We start from the raw sequence: 16,620 nt of genomic DNA, 5'->3' as shown, positions 1-16,620 counted from the left end.
GCTGCGTTCCGGGGCACTAGAGCATCACTCCATCTCCCTCATCCTTCGCGCATAGAGCCTCCGCAACGGCTCGAGCTGCGTCGCTTCCATCGCCGCATGATAGGCCTCGCGCGCCTGCTCCGTCCTGCCGAGCCTCCGCAGCAGATCCGCGCGCACTGCCGGCAAGAGCTCGTAGCCGCGAAGCCCGCCGCGCGCGGTGATCGCATCGACGAGATCGAGCGCACGTGCCGGCCCATCGACCATCGAGACCGCCGCGGCGTGGTTCAGCTCGATCACCGGCGACGGGTTGATGCGCAGCAAAACCTCGTAGAGTCCCGCAATCTGCGGCCAATCGGTTTCCTCAAAGCTCGCCGCACGCGCATGCAGAGCGGCGATGGCGGCCTGCACCGCATAGGGCTGCGGCCGGCCGGGCACGCGCAGCGCATCGTCGACCAGACGCAGGCCCTCATCGATCTGCGCGCGGTCCCACAGCGAGCGGTCCTGCTCTTCGAGCAGCACGATGTCGCCGGCCGGCGTCTCGCGTCCAGCGCGGCGGGCGTCGTGCAGCAGCATCAGGGCCAGCAACCCCTTGATGCCGGCGCGATCGGGCATCAGCCGATCGAGCAAGCGGCCGAGCCGGATGGCCTCGGCCGCAAGATCGGGCCGCATCAGGTCCGCGCCCTCGGTCGCGACATAGCCTTCGGTGAAGACCAGATAGATCACGGCGAGCACACCATCGAGCCGCGGCGCCAGCGCGTCGCGCTCGGGCACTTCATAGGGGATGCCGGCAAGCCTGATCTTCTGCTTGGCGCGGACCAGCCGCTGTGCCATTGCCTCCTCGCCCACGAGGAACGCGCGCGCGACCTGCGCTGTCGAGAGCCCGCAGACGGTGCGGAGCGTCAGCGCGACCTGGACCTCGGGCGCGAACGCGGGATGGCAGCAGGTAAAGATCAACCGCAGCATGTCGTCGTCGAGCGTTGTCGGCGGCTCGTCGGAGCCCAGCGCGTTCAGCTCGAGCTCATGCACCAGCGCCTGCTGCTTGCCGCGGAAGACGGCCTGGCGGCGGATGCGGTCGATCGCCTTGTGCTTGGCGACATTGACCAGCCAGGCGCGCGGATTGCCGGGGACCTCAGACCCCGCCCAGCGTTCCAGCGCGACGGCAAAGGCATCCTGGAGCGCGTCCTCGGCGAGATCGAAATCGCCGACGAGACGGATCAGCGTGGCCAGCGCCCGCCCCGCCTCGTCGCGGAAGATTTTGTCGATCTCGCCAAGGGCCATTGAACGCGATCACTCCCCTCTCGTCATTCCAGGGCGCGGCAAAGCCGCGAGCCCGGAATCCATAACCACGATTCGGGGATATGGATTCCGGGCCTGCGCCTTGCGGCGCATCCCGGAATGACGAAGGTGAGAGTTGTCACTTCTCATACACCCAGATCGGCCGCACCTCGATCGAGCCGATGCGCGCGCTGGGAATCCGCGCCGCGATCTCGATCGCCGCATTCAGATCCTTCGCCTCGACGAGATAGTAACCGCCGAGCTGCTCGCGCGTTTCCGCGAACGGACCATCGGTCGTCAGCGTCTTGCCCTCGCGCACACGCACGGTCGTTGCAGTCGTGGTCGGCTGCAGGCGGTCGCCGGCCTTGAAATTGCCGCCCTGGATGATGGATTGCGTGAAGGCCTGGTATTCGGCCAGCATCTTCTGGCTGGTCGCCGCGTCGTTCTTCGCGTACTCGACCTCGTTCTGGTAGATCATCAGCAGATATTGCATTGCTTCACTCCTGTTGCCCGGCTGTGTTGCCGACATCCAGTCGAACGGGACACGCACCAAACGACATCTTCAGGATAAATTATTCGCCGGCGAGGCGCGCGTCGCGATATCGGCTTGACGAAACCGTCACAAATGCCCCATGCGTAATCCGTCAGTCGGCCGGACGGCCGCTCCGGCACGTGCCGAAAGGCCGCCGGGGAGGAAAGTCCGGGCTCCCTTGACATGCGGTGCCGGATAACGTCCGGCGGGGGTGACCCCAGGGAAAGTGCCACAGAGAACGAACCGCTTCCTCCTCGGAGGAAGTAAGGGTGAAAAGGTGCGGTAAGAGCGCACCGCGGTTCCGGCAACGGAGCCGGCATGGCAAACCCCACCGGGAGCAAAACCGAATAGGGACGGCTTAAGCGGGCTGTTCGCTTTGAGCGATAACGCCGCGGGGCGATGTCAGGCCCGCCGTCCGGGTAGGTTGCTCGAGGCCATGTGCAAACACGGTCCCAGAGGAATGGTCGTCACGTATCGTTCGCGCAAGCGGACGGTGCCCTACAGAACCCGGCTTACAGGCCGGCTGATACTCTAAAGCGTTTTCGAGCGAAGTGGGTTTCCGGTTCGCGTGAAGAAAACGCGTCTTGCTAAAGTGACGAGGGGTTCGGTGCTAGCGCATCGGACCCCTCACCATTTTGGCCGGGCGCCCTGTCGTTCAACCGGTGTCATTCCGGGGCTCGCGAAGCGAGAACCCGGAATCCATCGAGCGGCGGAGACGGAGGAGAAATGGATTCCGGGCTCGTGCTGCGCACGCCCCGGAATGACGAGCGGGAGTCAGGCGACGATCTTCTCCAGCACGCCCATCAGCGCCTCCGGCGCCGTCACATTCGGCGCGTGACTGGCGTCGAGCTCGACATGGCGCCAGCCGTCCTCGCTCTTCGTCCGCTTGGCGAACTGCCCGAACACGTCGCCCGGCGGGATGCGCGTGCAATAGATGTAGCTGCGCGGCATCGCCGGCTCGCCGTGCTCGAGCCTCAGCCTGGTCTCGAAGCACTTGATCGGCATTGGGACGCGGCGTGCATTGAGCCAGTCGAGATCGGCTTGGGGCGTGTCCGGCGGCGGCGGATTCGGCGGGATGCGATAGCCGTCGCCCGAGCTTGCCGCCCTTCGCATCGGCTCGCGGCCGCCCTCATTGAGATCGAACAGCGATTGGCCATCGCGCGGCACAAAGGCGTCGAGATAGATCAGCTGCGTCACGCGCTCGCGCGCGCGATCGGCGACGCCGGTCGCGACCATGCCGCCATAGCTATGGCCAAGCAGCACGATGTCGCCGAGATCCTCGAAGGCGATGACGTTGAGGATATCCTGGATGTGCGTCTCCACATCGATCGTGGGGCTTGCGAGATGCGCGCGCTCGCCGAGCCCGGTGTAGGTCGGCGCCACCAGGCGATGGCCGGCCTGCGCCATCAGCGGATGCATCTTCTTCCAGGCCCATCCGCCGGACCAGGCGCCATGACAAAGCAGGAAGGTCTTCGCGCGTGCGGGCATCGGCGTTTCCATCGTTCTTGTTGGTGCGACGGAGTGTACTGGCCGGCCGCGCGATGTAAACGCCGCTCAGGCCGCGCGCGTATCCGCCTTTACCAGGACCGGTGCAAGCTCGGCGGCCTCGCGCCGCAGCTTGCTCGCCTCGAAACCGTGCATGCCCAGCTGCCATTGCAGCCCGACGATGGCGCCCTTGGTCGGTTGCAGCAGCGCGAGCGAGGCGAACAGCGTCACCGGCAGCCACACCGCGAGTTGCAACCATTCCGGCGGCGCATAGGCGGTCTCGACCGCGAGGATCGCCGGAACCACGAGATGGCCGACCACGACCATCACGAGATAGGCGGGAAAGTCGTCTGCGCGCTGGTGAAACAGCTCCTCGCCGCAATGGTCGCAAGCGACTGCCACTTTCAGGAAACGGCCGAACATGTGCCCTTCCCCGCAACTCGGACACTTGCCGCTGAAACCGCGCCACATCGCCTTAGCCAGAGAGACCGGCGCCAGAGAGACCGACATGACCACACCTCTTCCTTTTCGACGATCCATACAATAATATCTCGTATCCATACATTCAAAGGATATGGCGCTAAATTGCATGGATTGGACCCCTACAATCTCGGAGCTGAGCGGCCCGCGCTATCAGCGCATCGTCGATGCGATGGAGGCCGACATTGCTGCGGGCAGGCTGGTGCGCGGCCAGCAATTGCCGACGCAGCGCGCGCTCGCAAAAGCCCTCGGCATCGACCTGACCACGGTGACGCGCGCCTATACCGAGGCGAGGCGCCGCGGCATCATGGAAGCCCGCGTCGGACAGGGCTCGTTCGTGTCGGAGACCAGCGCACGCCGCGCGGTCGACCTGCCGCATCCCGTCGCGATCGATCTCTCGATGAACGTGCCGCCGCATCCGCTGGAGGCGCAGCTCGACGAGCGCATCATCGCCGGCATGGAAGCCATCCGCGCGCAATCGGGACTGACGGCGTATCTCAACTATCAGCCGCCCGGCGGCAGCGCGCATGAGCGCGAGATCGCCGCGCGTTGGATGCGCGCACGCGTTCCGCATGCGCAGGCCGACAGGCTCCTGATCTTCCCCGGCGCGCAAACCATCCTGTTCAACCTGCTCGCCCATCTCGCGCGGCCCGGCGACATCGTTCTGACGGAAGCGCTCACCTTCCCCGGCATCAAGGCCGCCGCCACGCGGCTCGGCGTCAAGCTCGTCGGCGTCGCCATGGATGACGGCGGCATCCTGCCCGATGCGCTGGCGAAGGCGTGCCGCGCGCACCGGCCACGGGCCGTCTATCTCATTCCGACGCTGCACAATCCGACCACCGCGACGCTGTCCGCCGAGCGGCGCAATGCCGTCGCAAAGATCATTCGCGATGCCGACACGACACTGATCGAGGACGACGCCTACGGCCTGCTCGACCGCTCGGCATCGCCGATCGCGAGCCTCATTCCGGAGCGGACTTATCTCGCGACCACACTGTCAAAATGCATCGCGCCCGCGCTGCGCGTCGCCTACCTGGTGACGCCCGACAGCAGCGCGCAACGGGACATGCGCACGTATTTGCAGGCGACCGTGCAGATGCCGGCGCCATTGATGGTCGCGCTGGTGACGCATTGGATCGAAAGCGGCATTGCCGATCGCATCATCGCCGCCATCCGCAGCGAGGCGGTCGGCCGCCAGCAGCTCGCGCAGCGCACGCTCAAGGGTTTTCAATTCCTGGCCAGGCCCGCCGCCCATCATCTGTGGTTGCGGCTGCCGGAAGGCCGGCCCGATATCGCGGCACATCTTCTGCGGAACGGACTTGCGGTCGTCGCCGGCGATGCCTTCACGGTCGACGGGGCGCCGCCGCATGCGGCACGTGTCTCACTGGGGGCGGCGCGGAACAGATCGGAATTGGCAGAGGCGCTACGCATCCTGGTCGGCGCGCTGCAGAAGCCTGCCGACACCAGGCAGATCGTTTAAAGCTCGATGAGATTTGGATCAATCGTCATCGCGCTTTGGGTTGTTGTCTACGCATGATCTTTCCGGAAAACCGCTTCGCACTTTTCCGGATCATGCTTTGGATCATCGGCGATGACGGCGATGGCCGGAGCGCACGGCCGGTACCACGGGTCGCGGATAGGCCTGCGATGCATACGCATCATCAGGCATTCCCCGCTGACCGAGAGCCGCACGCCCTGCGGGCGTGAGCTGGCCGCCGTTCAGCACATCACGATCAGGATGAGCGGCCTGATAGGCCGCTGGCTCGGAAAACTGTGCCTGGGCCATTGTCGGCGTCAACGCGACCGTCAGCAGCGCGGCTGCAACGGCAATCTTGGTGCGGGTCATGGTCATTCCCCATCATCGCATTCAGGACTGGCCGGTCCGGGCGCATGATCGCGTCGGGCGGCCCCGGGATTGAAGTACGGCCATCATGTAGGCGTGTCTTCCGCGAAAGCCCGACACGGCAGATCACGCTTGCGTGCAGCATGGATTGACCGGAACGGCGGCAAGCATGTTATGCGAGCGATGGCGGTCGACAATCCGGGATCGCCCCCTTGCGACAAGGCTAATCTGTTGGAAACGCTCACCTACGTCCTGCTGCTGTTCGGCGCGCTGGCCGGCGGCTTCGTCTCGGGACTGGCCGGGTTCGGCACGGCGCTGATGGCGCTCGGCATCTGGCTCTACGTCCTGCCGCCCTCGCTCGCGGTACCGCTGGTGCTGATCTGCTCGGTGATCGCACAGACCTCGACGCTGCCCTCGATGTGGAAAAGCTTCGACCTCTCGCTGGTCTGGCCGTTCCTGATCGGAGGCCTGATCGGTGTCCCGCTGGGAACCATGATGGTCGCCACGGCCGATCCGAAGGTATTCAAGCTGAGCGTCGGTGTGTTGCTCCTGATCTTTTCGAGCGCGCTCTACCTCAACAAGAGGCCCCTCGCCTTCAAGTTCGGCGGCAGGATCGCCGACGGAGCGATCGGCTTTGCCGGCGGCATTCTCGGCGGCCTTGCCGGACTCTCGGGGCCGCTGCCGATCCTCTGGGCCAACATCCGCGGCTGGAACAAGCATGAGCGGCGCGGCATCTTCCAGCTCTTCAATTTCACGGTGCTCGCCACCGCGCTTGTGCTGCAGACGGTATCAGGCCTGGTCGAGCTGAAAGTGGTCTGGCTCGCACTGGTCGCGTTTCCGGGCACGCTGATCGGCGCATGGGCCGGCGCCCGGGTCTATCACGCCCTGAGCGACAAGCATTTCGGCGACGTCGTGCTCGGCCTGTTGTTCCTGTCGGGCCTTGGCCTCGTCTGGAACAGTGTTGGCACGCATTAGAGCGTGATGAGATCAAGTTTGACTGCTACAATGGAGGTGCGCCCATGGCAATCGATTCAACCTAAGGCCATTCCGCTTTAGCCCGACGGCGCCGCAAATTGGCGGGAGCCGTGGGGAGCAGGTCAACCGCTACGCGGGCGCACGCGCAGGAGGCGCGACAGGCTCAGCTTCCACTCGCTCCGCAGCCTCGTCCTGCGGCAACGGCGCGAAGCGCTTCCTGAATTCGCGACGCAACAGCCACAAGCTCAGCACAGCCTGGAGCGTCGTCGCCGCGACCGACAAATACCAGACGTGCTCCATCCGGAAGCCTGGCCGCGTCGACAGCCAGATCGCCGGCAGCGAATAGGTGAAGACGCGCGTCGCCGAGCTCAGCAGCACCGGCTTGGTGTTGCCGAGGCCCTGAAACATGCTCGAGCAGGTGAAGATGAGACCCTGCGCCACCATGTTGAGCGAGATGATCCGCAGGAACAGGTAGGCGATCTCCATCGTCTCCCGGTCGTTCGAGAATCCGGCGAGCAGCAGCTCCGGCTTCAACTGCGCCAGCATCATGAAGCCGACCATCACGGCGCTGGTGATCAGCGCCGACTTGACGAAGGTTTCCCGGACGCGCGCGCCGTTGCCGGCGCCGACATTCTGGCCAGCAATTGGCCCGGCCGCCAGCGCCACCGCAAGCGCCGGCATCTGGATCAGGCCGAGCACCCGCTGCCCGATGCCGAATCCGGCCTGCGCCGCCGCGCCGAAATCGCGCAGCACGTAGTAGACCACCGCCATGAAGATGAACATCATCGCGAACTCGCCGCCGGCCGGCAGGCCGACAGTGAGGATGCGCTTCAAGTGGCGCGGCCGCGGACGCCACTGCGCCGGATTGAAGGCGACGTAGCGCTCGACCTTGCGAAAATACGCCAGCAGCATCAGGACGCCGGCACCCACTGCGATCGTGCTCGCCAGCCCGGCGCCGGCAACGCCGAGCGGATAGCCGGTGCCCCAGCCCGAGATCAGCACCGGCGCCAGCGCGATGTTGATGATGACCGCAAGGACCCGCACCAACATGGCGGGACGCACGATGCCGGTCGCGCTTAGCGCGGAGGCAATCACTTGCATGACGAATTCCAGCGCGAGCGCCGGCATGAACCACAGCAGATAAGTGGTCCCCGCCTCGATCGTGGCCCGGTCCGCGGCAATCGAACGCATATAGAGGCGCGACAGCACCGCTCCCGCGGCCAGGGTCACCAGGCCGAACAGCACCGACAGCGCGACTGCCTGATTGAAGATCAGATTGGCGTCCGGCCGGTCCTTGCGTCCCACCGCATGCGCGATCAGCGCCACCGTCCCGACGCCGAGCACCTGTATCAGGCCGTTGACGAGAAAGCCGGCATTCCCAGCCGCCGCCACGCCTGCCACGGCGGCGTCGCCGAGGCCCGAGACGAAGTAGAGGTCGACCAGCTGGCAGATCATGATTGAGATCATGCCGGCCATAATCGGCGGTGCCATGCCCAGGATGTGGCTCACGATGGAGCCGCGCGTCAGGTCTTTCATCTCATTCCATCCTCGGCGGGTGACGGCGGGACATTCGCCCCGCCGCCGTGCGCCTCACTCCGCTGCGATCTGTCCGAGCTCCACCACCTGGCGCTCGAACAGGCCGCGATAGACGCCGTCTTGCTTGGCCGCGAGCATCGCATGCGTGCCTTGCTCGACGATCTCGCCGCGGTCGAACACCAGGATGCGATCGAGGCTCCTCACCGTCGACAGGCGATGCGCGATCACGATCGAGGTACGACCCTTCATCAGCCGCTCCATCGCCTGCTGGATCAGCGCCTCCGATTCCGAATCGAGGCTCGACGTCGCCTCGTCCAGGATCAGCACCGGCGCGTCCGCCAGGAAGGCGCGCGCCAGCGCCACGCGCTGCCGCTCGCCGCCCGACAGTTTCACGCCGCGCTCGCCGACCAGCGTGCCGTAGCCCTTCGGCAGGCGAAGGATGAAATCGTGTGCGTTGGCAAGCCGCGCCGCCTGCTCGATCGCTTCAAAGCTGGCGCCGGGCCGGCCATAGGCGATGTTCTCCGCAAGCGTGCGGTGGAACAGGATCGGCTCCTGCTGCACGATCGCGATCTGGCTACGCAGCGATTGCTGCGTGGCGTGCGCGATGTCCTGCCCGTCGATCAGCACGCGGCCACCGGTGACGTCGTAGAGCCGCTGCACCAGCTTGACGAAGGTGGTCTTGCCGGAGCCGGAGCGTCCGACCAGGCCGACGCGTTCGCCGGCGCCGATCTTGACAGACAAGCCGTCGTACAGCGGCGCGCGATGGCCGCCATAATGGAACGTGACGTCGTCGAACACGATCTCGCCGCCCTCGATCGCGATCGGCCGTGCGTCGGAAGCATCCGCGATGCCGATCGGCTCGTCATGGATCGCCACCAGCTCGTCCATGTCGTTGACCGAGCGCTGGAGGTTGTTGATGTGCATGCCGACGTCGCGCAGATAGGCGTGAATGACGTAGTAGCTCGTCAGCACATAGGTGACGTCGCCGGGCGAGGCGTGACCTGACATCCACAGCAGCACCGATCCGCCGATCACGGACGCGCGCAGGCACAGCAGCAGGGCCAGCTGCGACATGGCGGTGTAGTTGTAGCGATACCAGGTCCGCCGCACGCGCACGCGCCAGCGGTTGATGACCCGGGCGAGCCGCGTGTCCTCGCGCGCTTCCGCGCCGAACGATTTCACCACCGCATTGCAGGTCAGCGCGTCCGCCAGCGTGCCCCCGACCTTGGTGTCCCAGGCGTTGGAGATGCGCGCCGCCGGTGCGATGTAGCGCGTCGAGAACACCACCGTGATCGTGACGTAGAAGATCGCCCCGACCGCGATCACCAGGCCGAGCGAGGTCCAGTGCGCGCCGATCAGGATCATCGAGCCGACCAGCACCAGCAGCGACGGCGCCAGTGCCATCAGGATGGTGTCGTTGAGCAGGTCGAGCGCCCACATGCCGCGGGTGATCTTGCGGACCGTTGAGCCGGCGAAAGAATTCGCGTGCCAGTCGGTCGAGAAACGCTGTACGCGCGTGAACGCGTCCTGCGCGACTTCGGACATGATTTTCAGAGTGAAGGGCACGATCGCCTGGAGACCGACGAGACGCAGCACCATCGAGGCCGCGCCGAGCGCCACGATGGCGCCGAACGCGACCAGCGCCGCGTGGCGCGCATCCGGATCGGACGGACCGCGGGTCAGCGCATCGACCAGATGTCCCGAGAATACCGGCATGAACAGGTCGGCAACGGTCGCACCCAGCAGCCCGCCGGCCACGATGAGGCCGCGCCCCGGCTGCTTCAGCCAGTGCCGGAACACGAAGGGCAGCACCACGCGAATCGCGGCGGGCTTCTTTGACAGAGCGGTCATGGCATCATCCGGCCGCACGCGCGGGCCGGCTCCATCGATGGACGCAAGCCGGCCGCGAAGGCCGGAACGGCGTCACTCAAAACTGATTTTGACTTGGGAAGCGGAGCGATCGGGACACCGGGTCGAAACCTTGGCCCAATCGAAGCTGGCGGAAGAGGCCTCTAACAGGCCGCGTACATACCGAGCCAGAACGTGATCGAGGTCATCATCGAGCGCGGGCGTACGATCTGCGAATGCGACGAAATCATGCAAATCCCTCCCGGTTCGAATGAATGAGGTGCGCTTTATAGATGTGTCGTTTGCGATTTGCAACGGGGCTCACGCGAGATCACGGACGAGTGTTGCAATTTGGTGCGCGGCCGCCATCGCTTCGCTCTCCGCCGTCATGCTCCGCGAAGGCGGAGCATCCAGTACGCCGCGGCTTCTCGGTTCTAGCCGCGCTGTCTCGGAGGAGTGGGTCGCCCGGTCGAAGGCCGGGCAATCGCATATGGAAGCAATCTCGCCTGTGGCCATCCTTCGAGACGCCCGCAATTGGCGGGCCCTCTCCATGAACCACCTGTGAGCCGACGTCTGGCAGGTGGTTCATGGTCCCGTGTGCAGCGTCCGCTTTCGGCGCTGGCGACTCAGGATGAGGACCGAGTGTGTTGCGCTAGTGTCAACGAGCACCGATGCTGCCTAGCCTCATCCTGAGGGCCCGCCGGAGGCGGGCGTCTCGAAGGACGAGGCGCGCGCTCAGCTCGCGCAAAGCGCCATATGCGATTGCCCTTCGCTCGAAGGCCGGACGATGACACCGAGCATGTGGCCCGATCAATGCGCGTCGCCGCCGGCGCCGAACGGCGAGGCCGGCTTGTTCAGCAGCGCGACCAGCAGGCTGAGGCCGAGATAGAACAGCGTCAGCATGAGGAAGGCGTCGCCGAAGCTCATCACCACGGCCTGGCGATGCACGAGCTGGGAGAGCTGCTTCATCGCCATCAGCGTGGAATCGCCGAGCCCCTGGAATTTCTGCATGAACATGCTCAGGGTTTCGGTCGCGGTCGCGTTGCCCCAGGTCACGCTCTCCTGCAGGCGGGCGATGTGCAGGTCGGTGCGGTCGTTGAGCACGGTGTTGATGACGGCAAGACCCACTGCGCCGCCGAGGTTGCGCATCAGGTTGAACAGGCCGCTCGCGTTCTTCACCCGGTCAGGCGGCAGCGTGCCGAGCGCGACGTTGTTGGTCGGCACCATCGCGAACATCATGCCGACCCCGCGCAGGATCTGCGGCACCAGCAGCTCGTAGAAATCGTATTCGCGGGTGATCCAGGTCATCTGGTAGGAGCCGATCGCGAACACGATGAGGCCGAACGCGATCATGTAGCGCATGTCGAGCGTGGCCATCAGCCGGCCGACCAGCGGCGCGACCAGGAACATGGTGATGCCGGAGACGAACATGGTCTCGCCGATCATCAGCGCGCTGTAGCCCCGCACCTGGGCGAGATAGAGCGGATAGATATAGGTCAGGCCGTAGAGGCCGATGCCGATGCAGAATTGCAGCGTGCAGCCGACGGCGAAATTGCGATCGGAGAAGGTGCGCAGATTGACGATCGGCTCGTCCGCCGTGAACACGCGCCAGAAGAAGGCGATCGCCGAAATCGCGCAGATCCAGGCGCAGATCGCGACCGACGTATCCTGCATCCATTCATATTGCGGGCCTTCCTCCAGCACATATTCCAGCGTCCCGAGGAAGCTGGCCATGAACAGCAGGCCCCACCAGTCGAAACGGTCGAGCAGTTCGAACTGCGGCTCGTCGAAATCGACCAGCGCCAGGACGCCGATGGTGATGCCGATGCCGGGCACGACGTTGATGAAGAACAGCCAGTTCCACGACATCAGGTCGGTGATGTAGCCGCCGACTGTCGGCCCGATGGTCGGCGCCAGCGTCGCAACGAGGCCGATGATGGGCCCGACGATGTGGAATTTCGTCCGCGGGAAGACGGTGTAGGCCGAGGCGAACACCGTCGGAATCATGCCTGCGCCGAGAAAGCCCTGAAGCGCGCGCCAGACGATCATCTCCTCGATGGTGGTGGCGAAGCCGCAGAGCAGGCTCGAGGCGGTGAAGCCGGCCGCCGAGATCGCGAACAGCAGCCGCGTGCCGAAGGCGCGCGACAGAAAACCGGACAGCGGGATCGCGATGACTTCGGCGATCAGATAGGCGGTCTGAACCCAGGAGACCTCGCTGGAGCTCGCCGACAGTCCGGCCTGGATCTCGCTGAGGGAAGCCGAGACGATCTGGATGTCCAGGATCGACATGAACATCCCGAACACCATGATGATGAACGCGAACAGCCGCTTCGGCGCAATGCGCTCCGAAGCGGGATCCGCGATCATGGCAGGGGAAGCGGTGGTGGCGTCGGCCATGGTGTCAGCTTGGACTGGAGCAAGCTGCGAGTTGGATACACCTCTCCCGCTTGCGGGAGAGGTCGGCGCGTCTGGGCGATGCGAAGCATCGTCCCACGCGCCGGGTGAGGGCTTTGTCCTCTGGGGGAGTCTCCCTGGAGGAGACACCCTCTCCCCAACCCTCTCCCGCAAGCGGGAGAGGGAGCGCACCTGCATCTGGAGCAGCGGCGCGGCTCATGTCACCACCCCTACTGCGGATGGACCGCGGGATCGTCGAGATCGACCTCGCTGTCGGCGTCGGCCGCGCCCTTGTTGGTGTCGACGGTCGCGTAGACCGACATGCCGGCACGGAGCAGGTTCTGCTTCGCCACCGATTTCGGCACGCGGATGCGGACCGGCACGCGCTGCACGATCTTGGTGAAATTGCCGGTGGCGTTGTCCGGCGGCAGCAGCGTGAACACCGAGCCCGCACCCGCCGCGATGCTGTCGACGACGCCGGAGAACTTGCGCATGCCGTAGGCGTCGACCTTGATCGTCACCGGCTGGCCGGGGCGGATGCGCTTCAGCTGCGTCTCCTTGAAATTGGCGTCGACATAGACGTCGTCGAGCGGCACGATGTTGCCGAGGCGCTGGCCGACCGCAACGAAGTCGCCGGTGTTGACCAGGCGGTTGGAGAACGTGCCGTTGACCGGCGCGCGCACCGCGGTGAAGCTAAGGTCGCGCTCGGCCTTGGCCAGCGTGGTCTTGAGCTCGGCGAGCTGGGCCTGGGCTTCGGCCTGCTGGGCCTTGGCGACATCGACATTGCTGACGGCAACGTCGTAGGCGGCCTGCGCGGCCTTGACCGCGGCGGCGCCCTGATCGCGACCGGCTTCCGAGCTCTCGAAGGTGGCGCGCGAGGCAAAGCCCTTGCTGCTCAGCGCCTGCTGGCGCTCATAATCGAGGTCGGCGCGCTTGAGGCCCGCCTCCGCGGAGACGAGCTGCGCCTTGGCCTGCGCGACCTGGCTGTCGAGCGCGGCGACCTGGCGGCCGATGCGGTCGATGGTGGCCTGCTGGGTCGCGATCCTGGTCGCGGCGGCTTCGACCGCGATCTTGTAGTCGCCGTCGTCGATGCGGAAGACGATGTCACCTGCCCGCACCGGCGTGTTGTCGCCGGCGAGGATCGCGGCAATATGGCCGGCAACGCGCGCGCCGAGCATGGTGTTGTTGGCGCGCACATAGGCGTCGTCGGTGGAAACATAGAAGCGGCCGACCAGCGTGTAATAGCCGGCGTAGCTCGCGGCCGCGAGCGCGAGGACGAGGCCGACGCCCATCAGGACGAATTTGCGCTTGCCGGATTTGGGCGCACCGGCGGCGGGCGCGCCTGGCGCGGGTGCGGCCGGCTTGTCGGTCACGGGCTTTGGCGCCTCCGGGGGCGGACGTTTCGCTTCCTCGGCCACATGAGCGCGCGACTGCTCGGCATGGGGTGCGGCTGTCTCGGACGCAGCATCATCGCCCGACTGCTGCTCCACCGTGTCCTGGCGAAGGACGCGAGCAGTCTGGTCTCTCGATACGGCCATAAAGGCCTCCCCCAAATATTCGCGATCGAGGGTGGCCGCTGCGCGGCCGGTTCCCTCTCGCTGATCTCAAGTATCATTGACCGAACCGTTCGGTCAATATAGACAATCTTCACGGACAGACCATACGACCTTGAAGGCTTTATTCGGGTTTCATGGAACTGATCCGGTCCAAAAATCTTCCGAGACACTAAACCAATGGTTGTAGTTGCCAACGAACATCCGCAGGTTGTCCATGAAGAGGACAGCTCCAAGCGCCGCCAGATCCTCGACGGCGCCCGCAAAGTGTTCATGGACCTCGGTTTCGATGGCGCCAGCATGGGCGAGATCGCGCGCGCCGCTCAGGTCTCGAAGGGCACGCTCTACGTCTACTTCGCCGACAAATGCGCGCTGTTCGAAGCCATCCTCGAGCAGGAAGCGCTCCAGCACGGCCAGGTCGTGTTCAATTTCGATCCCGCCCGTGATGCCAAGACCACGCTGAGGGAGTTTGGCCTCGCCTACCTTCACTTGGTCTGCCGGCCCGGTGGCGGATCGGCGATCCGCACCGTGATGGCGATCGCCGAACGCATGCCGGATGTCGGCCGCCGCTACTATGGGCGCGTGCTCGACAAGTCCATCAACCGCCTCTCCGGTTATCTCAAGGCCCGCGTCGCCGCGGGCGATCTCGAGATCGACGATTGCGATCTTGCCGCCTCGCAGTTCATGGAGCTGTGCAAGGCCTCGCTGTTCCTGCCCTTCGTCTTCCAGGCCGCGCCCGCGCCCTCGGAACAGCGCATGACCGAGGTGGTCGACAGCGCAACGCGGATGTTCCTGGCGGCGTACAAGGCGAAGTAGCAGCGCGTTGCGCAGACGGGCCGGGCGGCACTATATTGCGGCCATGTCTCGTGATCTTCGCCCGCCGGTCGACATCCTCCACTATGAGATCGTTCAGGAACAGGCCTCGGCGCTTGGACGGATGGGCCGCGCGCTTGAACAGAGTCTTGCGCGCTTGCGCGAATTCGACGCCGCCCACGCCCCCTCGGAGGTTCCGGCCGCGATGCAGCCGGCCAGGCGCAAGCTGGTGATGGAAGCCGGCCACGCGCTTTGGATGTTCGTCGTCCAACGTGAGGCGTCCGGCCTGCGCGACAGCCGCCACATCATGCGCACCTACAACGTCCCGAGTGAGGTGCAGCGCTGCATGGGGCTGGCCCCGGCACCGTCAAGCCGGGCTCGTAGATCGTAGCATGTATGGAGCGAAGCAGGATACGGTAACGATCGCGCCACTATTCGTCGATGTAATCGTCGTCTTCGTGCTTGCGTGCCATGCTCTTGCGCGCACCGAGTGAACCGGTCACCGATGGCTCGCGCGCACTCGCATAGGGGCTGCGCGATTGCGCGCGCGCGGCGACCTCCTCGCCGGACACGGCGGCTGGCTGGCAGATCAGGCGGCGGCTGGCGCGGCGCATCAGGTCGACGTGAATGTGATCGTAGTGAAAGACGTTCGAGCCAGGCGCGAGCACGGTGGTGAAATGCGCACACGCTCCCGATTGCACGTCGCGCAGGAAACCCTGTTCCTCCGGCATGCCGCGCCAGCCGCCCTTCACGGTCACGCGGCGGCCGTCGGCGAGCACGAAGGCGGAAATGTCGAGCGCGTTGCCGAAGGCGTGCTCCGAGATATGAGCCCGCGAGTTGCCGTTCATGCCGCGGCATGAATAGGCGGAGATCTGCTTGATCTCGGCGACGCGGACGCCGAACCAGCGCATCGCCGAGGGCTGCACCGTGTCGGCGAGCCAGCGGTCGAGTTCGGACACGATCGGACAGGCCAGCGTCGCCGTCGGCTTGATCGCGACGGGCCCGACCGCGGTGACGGGATTGCCCTGCGCCGGACCAAGGCGCGGCAGTGGCTGCTGCGCCGGCGCCTGCGAGTAAGGCGCTGGCCGTGCCGGATAGCTCGGCGCATTCATGTAGCGCGCAGCCCCGGCGGCATCGGTGCCTTCGGGCGGCAGATCGATCTCGTCTTCCTGCGGCGCCACGCCGGGCGCGTTCAGCGACATCGGCCCGGTCGCGGCCCCGTAACCGGACGGCTGGCGCGTCGTGCTCTCGGGATAGTTCGACCGCGGCGGATAGGAGGAGGCCGGGTAGTTCTGACCCTGCGGATAGTTCGATTGCGGTTGTGTCACCGGCCAGCGCGGCTGGTTTCCGATGCTCCCCGGCGGACGCAATGGCTCGTCGGCAAAGCCATAGGTGCTGGAGGCTTCTCCGATCGCTGCGACCTTGAGTGGAAACTCGGCACCGCACTGGCCGGGACCGGAAATCGGGTCGATGCGGACGATGTCCGCGCTCTCCTTCACCGCGCCCGATTTCAGGCATGCGGCTTCTGCCTCGGCCCGCCACGGTTCGCGTTCGGCCTGGAAGAAGCCGCGTCCGCAACCCGCTAGCGAAACAAGGACGATGGAGCCGACGAGATACAAACGAACTCCGCGCGTCATGCACGCACGTTCGGTGAATTTACTTAAAGACTCTTCAACATGTTGATTTCAGCCTTCCTTAACCATGGCGGGCGCGCGCTGCCGGCTGCCGACGATGAGCGACAGCGAGACTGCCTTTTTCGCGAGCTGACTCTCTGTTAACCATGATGGTCATGGCAGGGCGCGCGACCATCGGGAGCGACCTCATGACGTTGGCCGGCAGACTGAGCGTTATCACCGCCTACCTCGCCATGGCCTTCGTCGGCGCTATCGTCCTCGGCATGATCTAGA

At 65.5% G+C, this 16,620-nt stretch carries 14 protein-coding genes and 1 other RNA gene; 5 read left to right on the top strand and 10 right to left on the bottom strand.

Translation table 11 applies throughout. The features are described 5' to 3' along the window. Positions 1 to 24 precede the first annotated feature (24 nt). Both EDE08_RS15800 and EDE08_RS15795 read right to left on the bottom strand, forming a co-directional pair. Complete coding sequence (locus EDE08_RS15800; RefSeq protein WP_131869720.1) at positions 25 to 1,257, bottom strand: RNA polymerase sigma factor; 1,233 nt, start codon at positions 1,255 to 1,257, stop codon at positions 25 to 27. 136 nt (positions 1,258 to 1,393) lie between these two features. Beyond that, positions 1,394 to 1,747, bottom strand: coding sequence for a YciI family protein (locus EDE08_RS15795; RefSeq protein WP_131869719.1), 354 nt, complete (start codon positions 1,745 to 1,747; stop codon positions 1,394 to 1,396). A 151-nt stretch (positions 1,748 to 1,898) separates the two neighbouring features. Here EDE08_RS15795 and rnpB point away from each other — a divergent pair. Continuing rightward, positions 1,899 to 2,317: RNase P RNA component class A (rnpB, locus tag EDE08_RS15790), an RNA gene on the top strand. Between the two features lie 243 nt (positions 2,318 to 2,560). Here rnpB and EDE08_RS15785 read toward each other — a convergent pair. Both EDE08_RS15785 and EDE08_RS15780 read right to left on the bottom strand, forming a co-directional pair. Continuing rightward, positions 2,561 to 3,274 (bottom strand): alpha/beta fold hydrolase, encoded by a 714-nt coding sequence (locus EDE08_RS15785; RefSeq protein ID WP_165935938.1) that lies wholly within the window; start codon positions 3,272 to 3,274, stop codon positions 2,561 to 2,563. Between the two features lie 66 nt (positions 3,275 to 3,340). After that, positions 3,341 to 3,781: a DUF983 domain-containing protein gene (locus EDE08_RS15780; RefSeq protein ID WP_502700604.1), complete on the bottom strand. Its 441-nt coding sequence runs from the start codon at positions 3,779 to 3,781 to the stop codon at positions 3,341 to 3,343. 79 nt (positions 3,782 to 3,860) lie between these two features. Between EDE08_RS15780 and EDE08_RS15775 the strand changes: the two genes are divergently transcribed. Next, positions 3,861 to 5,231 (top strand): aminotransferase-like domain-containing protein, encoded by a 1,371-nt coding sequence (locus tag EDE08_RS15775; protein WP_165935940.1) that lies wholly within the window; start codon positions 3,861 to 3,863, stop codon positions 5,229 to 5,231. Between the two features lie 102 nt (positions 5,232 to 5,333). Here the strand turns inward: EDE08_RS15775 and EDE08_RS15770 are convergent, their stop codons facing one another. Further along, on the bottom strand, positions 5,334 to 5,597 hold the full coding sequence (locus tag EDE08_RS15770) for a hypothetical protein (RefSeq protein ID WP_131869715.1): 264 nt from the start codon (positions 5,595 to 5,597) through the stop codon (positions 5,334 to 5,336). A gap of 228 nt (positions 5,598 to 5,825) precedes the next feature. Between EDE08_RS15770 and EDE08_RS15765 the strand changes: the two genes are divergently transcribed. Beyond that, positions 5,826 to 6,569: a sulfite exporter TauE/SafE family protein gene (locus EDE08_RS15765; protein ID WP_131869714.1), complete on the top strand. Its 744-nt coding sequence runs from the start codon at positions 5,826 to 5,828 to the stop codon at positions 6,567 to 6,569. Between the two features lie 129 nt (positions 6,570 to 6,698). Here the strand turns inward: EDE08_RS15765 and EDE08_RS15760 are convergent, their stop codons facing one another. The 4 genes from EDE08_RS15760 to EDE08_RS15745 all read right to left on the bottom strand — a co-directional run bounded on the left by EDE08_RS15760 (position 6,699) and on the right by EDE08_RS15745 (position 13,885). Continuing rightward, entirely contained in the window at positions 6,699 to 8,105 is a 1,407-nt protein-coding gene (locus EDE08_RS15760) for an MATE family efflux transporter (RefSeq protein WP_131869713.1), read from the bottom strand. 54 nt (positions 8,106 to 8,159) lie between these two features. Then, positions 8,160 to 9,956 carry an ABC transporter ATP-binding protein gene (locus tag EDE08_RS15755; protein WP_165935941.1) on the bottom strand — a complete coding sequence of 599 codons (1,797 nt, stop codon included), beginning with the start codon at positions 9,954 to 9,956 and terminating at the stop codon, positions 8,160 to 8,162. Between the two features lie 807 nt (positions 9,957 to 10,763). Beyond that, a complete protein-coding gene (locus tag EDE08_RS15750; RefSeq protein WP_131869711.1) occupies positions 10,764 to 12,350 on the bottom strand; it encodes a DHA2 family efflux MFS transporter permease subunit in 1,587 nt (528 codons plus the stop codon). Positions 12,351 to 12,577: 227 nt separating this feature from the next. Next, entirely contained in the window at positions 12,578 to 13,885 is a 1,308-nt protein-coding gene (locus EDE08_RS15745; protein ID WP_131869710.1) for an HlyD family secretion protein, read from the bottom strand. Positions 13,886 to 14,080: 195 nt separating this feature from the next. On the opposite strand from EDE08_RS15745, the gene EDE08_RS15740 reads away from it, so the two are divergent. Further along, entirely contained in the window at positions 14,081 to 14,716 is a 636-nt protein-coding gene (locus tag EDE08_RS15740; protein ID WP_131869709.1) for a TetR/AcrR family transcriptional regulator, read from the top strand. 43 nt (positions 14,717 to 14,759) lie between these two features. Next, on the top strand, positions 14,760 to 15,104 hold the full coding sequence (locus tag EDE08_RS15735) for a DUF6665 family protein (protein ID WP_131869708.1): 345 nt from the start codon (positions 14,760 to 14,762) through the stop codon (positions 15,102 to 15,104). 40 nt (positions 15,105 to 15,144) lie between these two features. On the opposite strand, the gene EDE08_RS15730 is transcribed toward EDE08_RS15735, so the two are convergent. Then, positions 15,145 to 16,350, bottom strand: a complete 1,206-nt coding sequence (locus tag EDE08_RS15730; RefSeq protein ID WP_131869707.1) for an extensin-like domain-containing protein — start codon at positions 16,348 to 16,350, stop codon at positions 15,145 to 15,147. Between the last annotated feature and the right edge of the window lie 270 nt (positions 16,351 to 16,620).

The sequence above is a fragment of the Bradyrhizobium sp. R2.2-H genome, assembly GCF_004346455.1.
Taxonomy (GTDB): domain Bacteria; phylum Pseudomonadota; class Alphaproteobacteria; order Rhizobiales; family Xanthobacteraceae; genus Bradyrhizobium; species Bradyrhizobium diversitatis.
The sequence above is the reverse complement of the archived record's forward strand: the minus strand, read 5'-3'. Positions and strand labels throughout refer to the sequence as shown.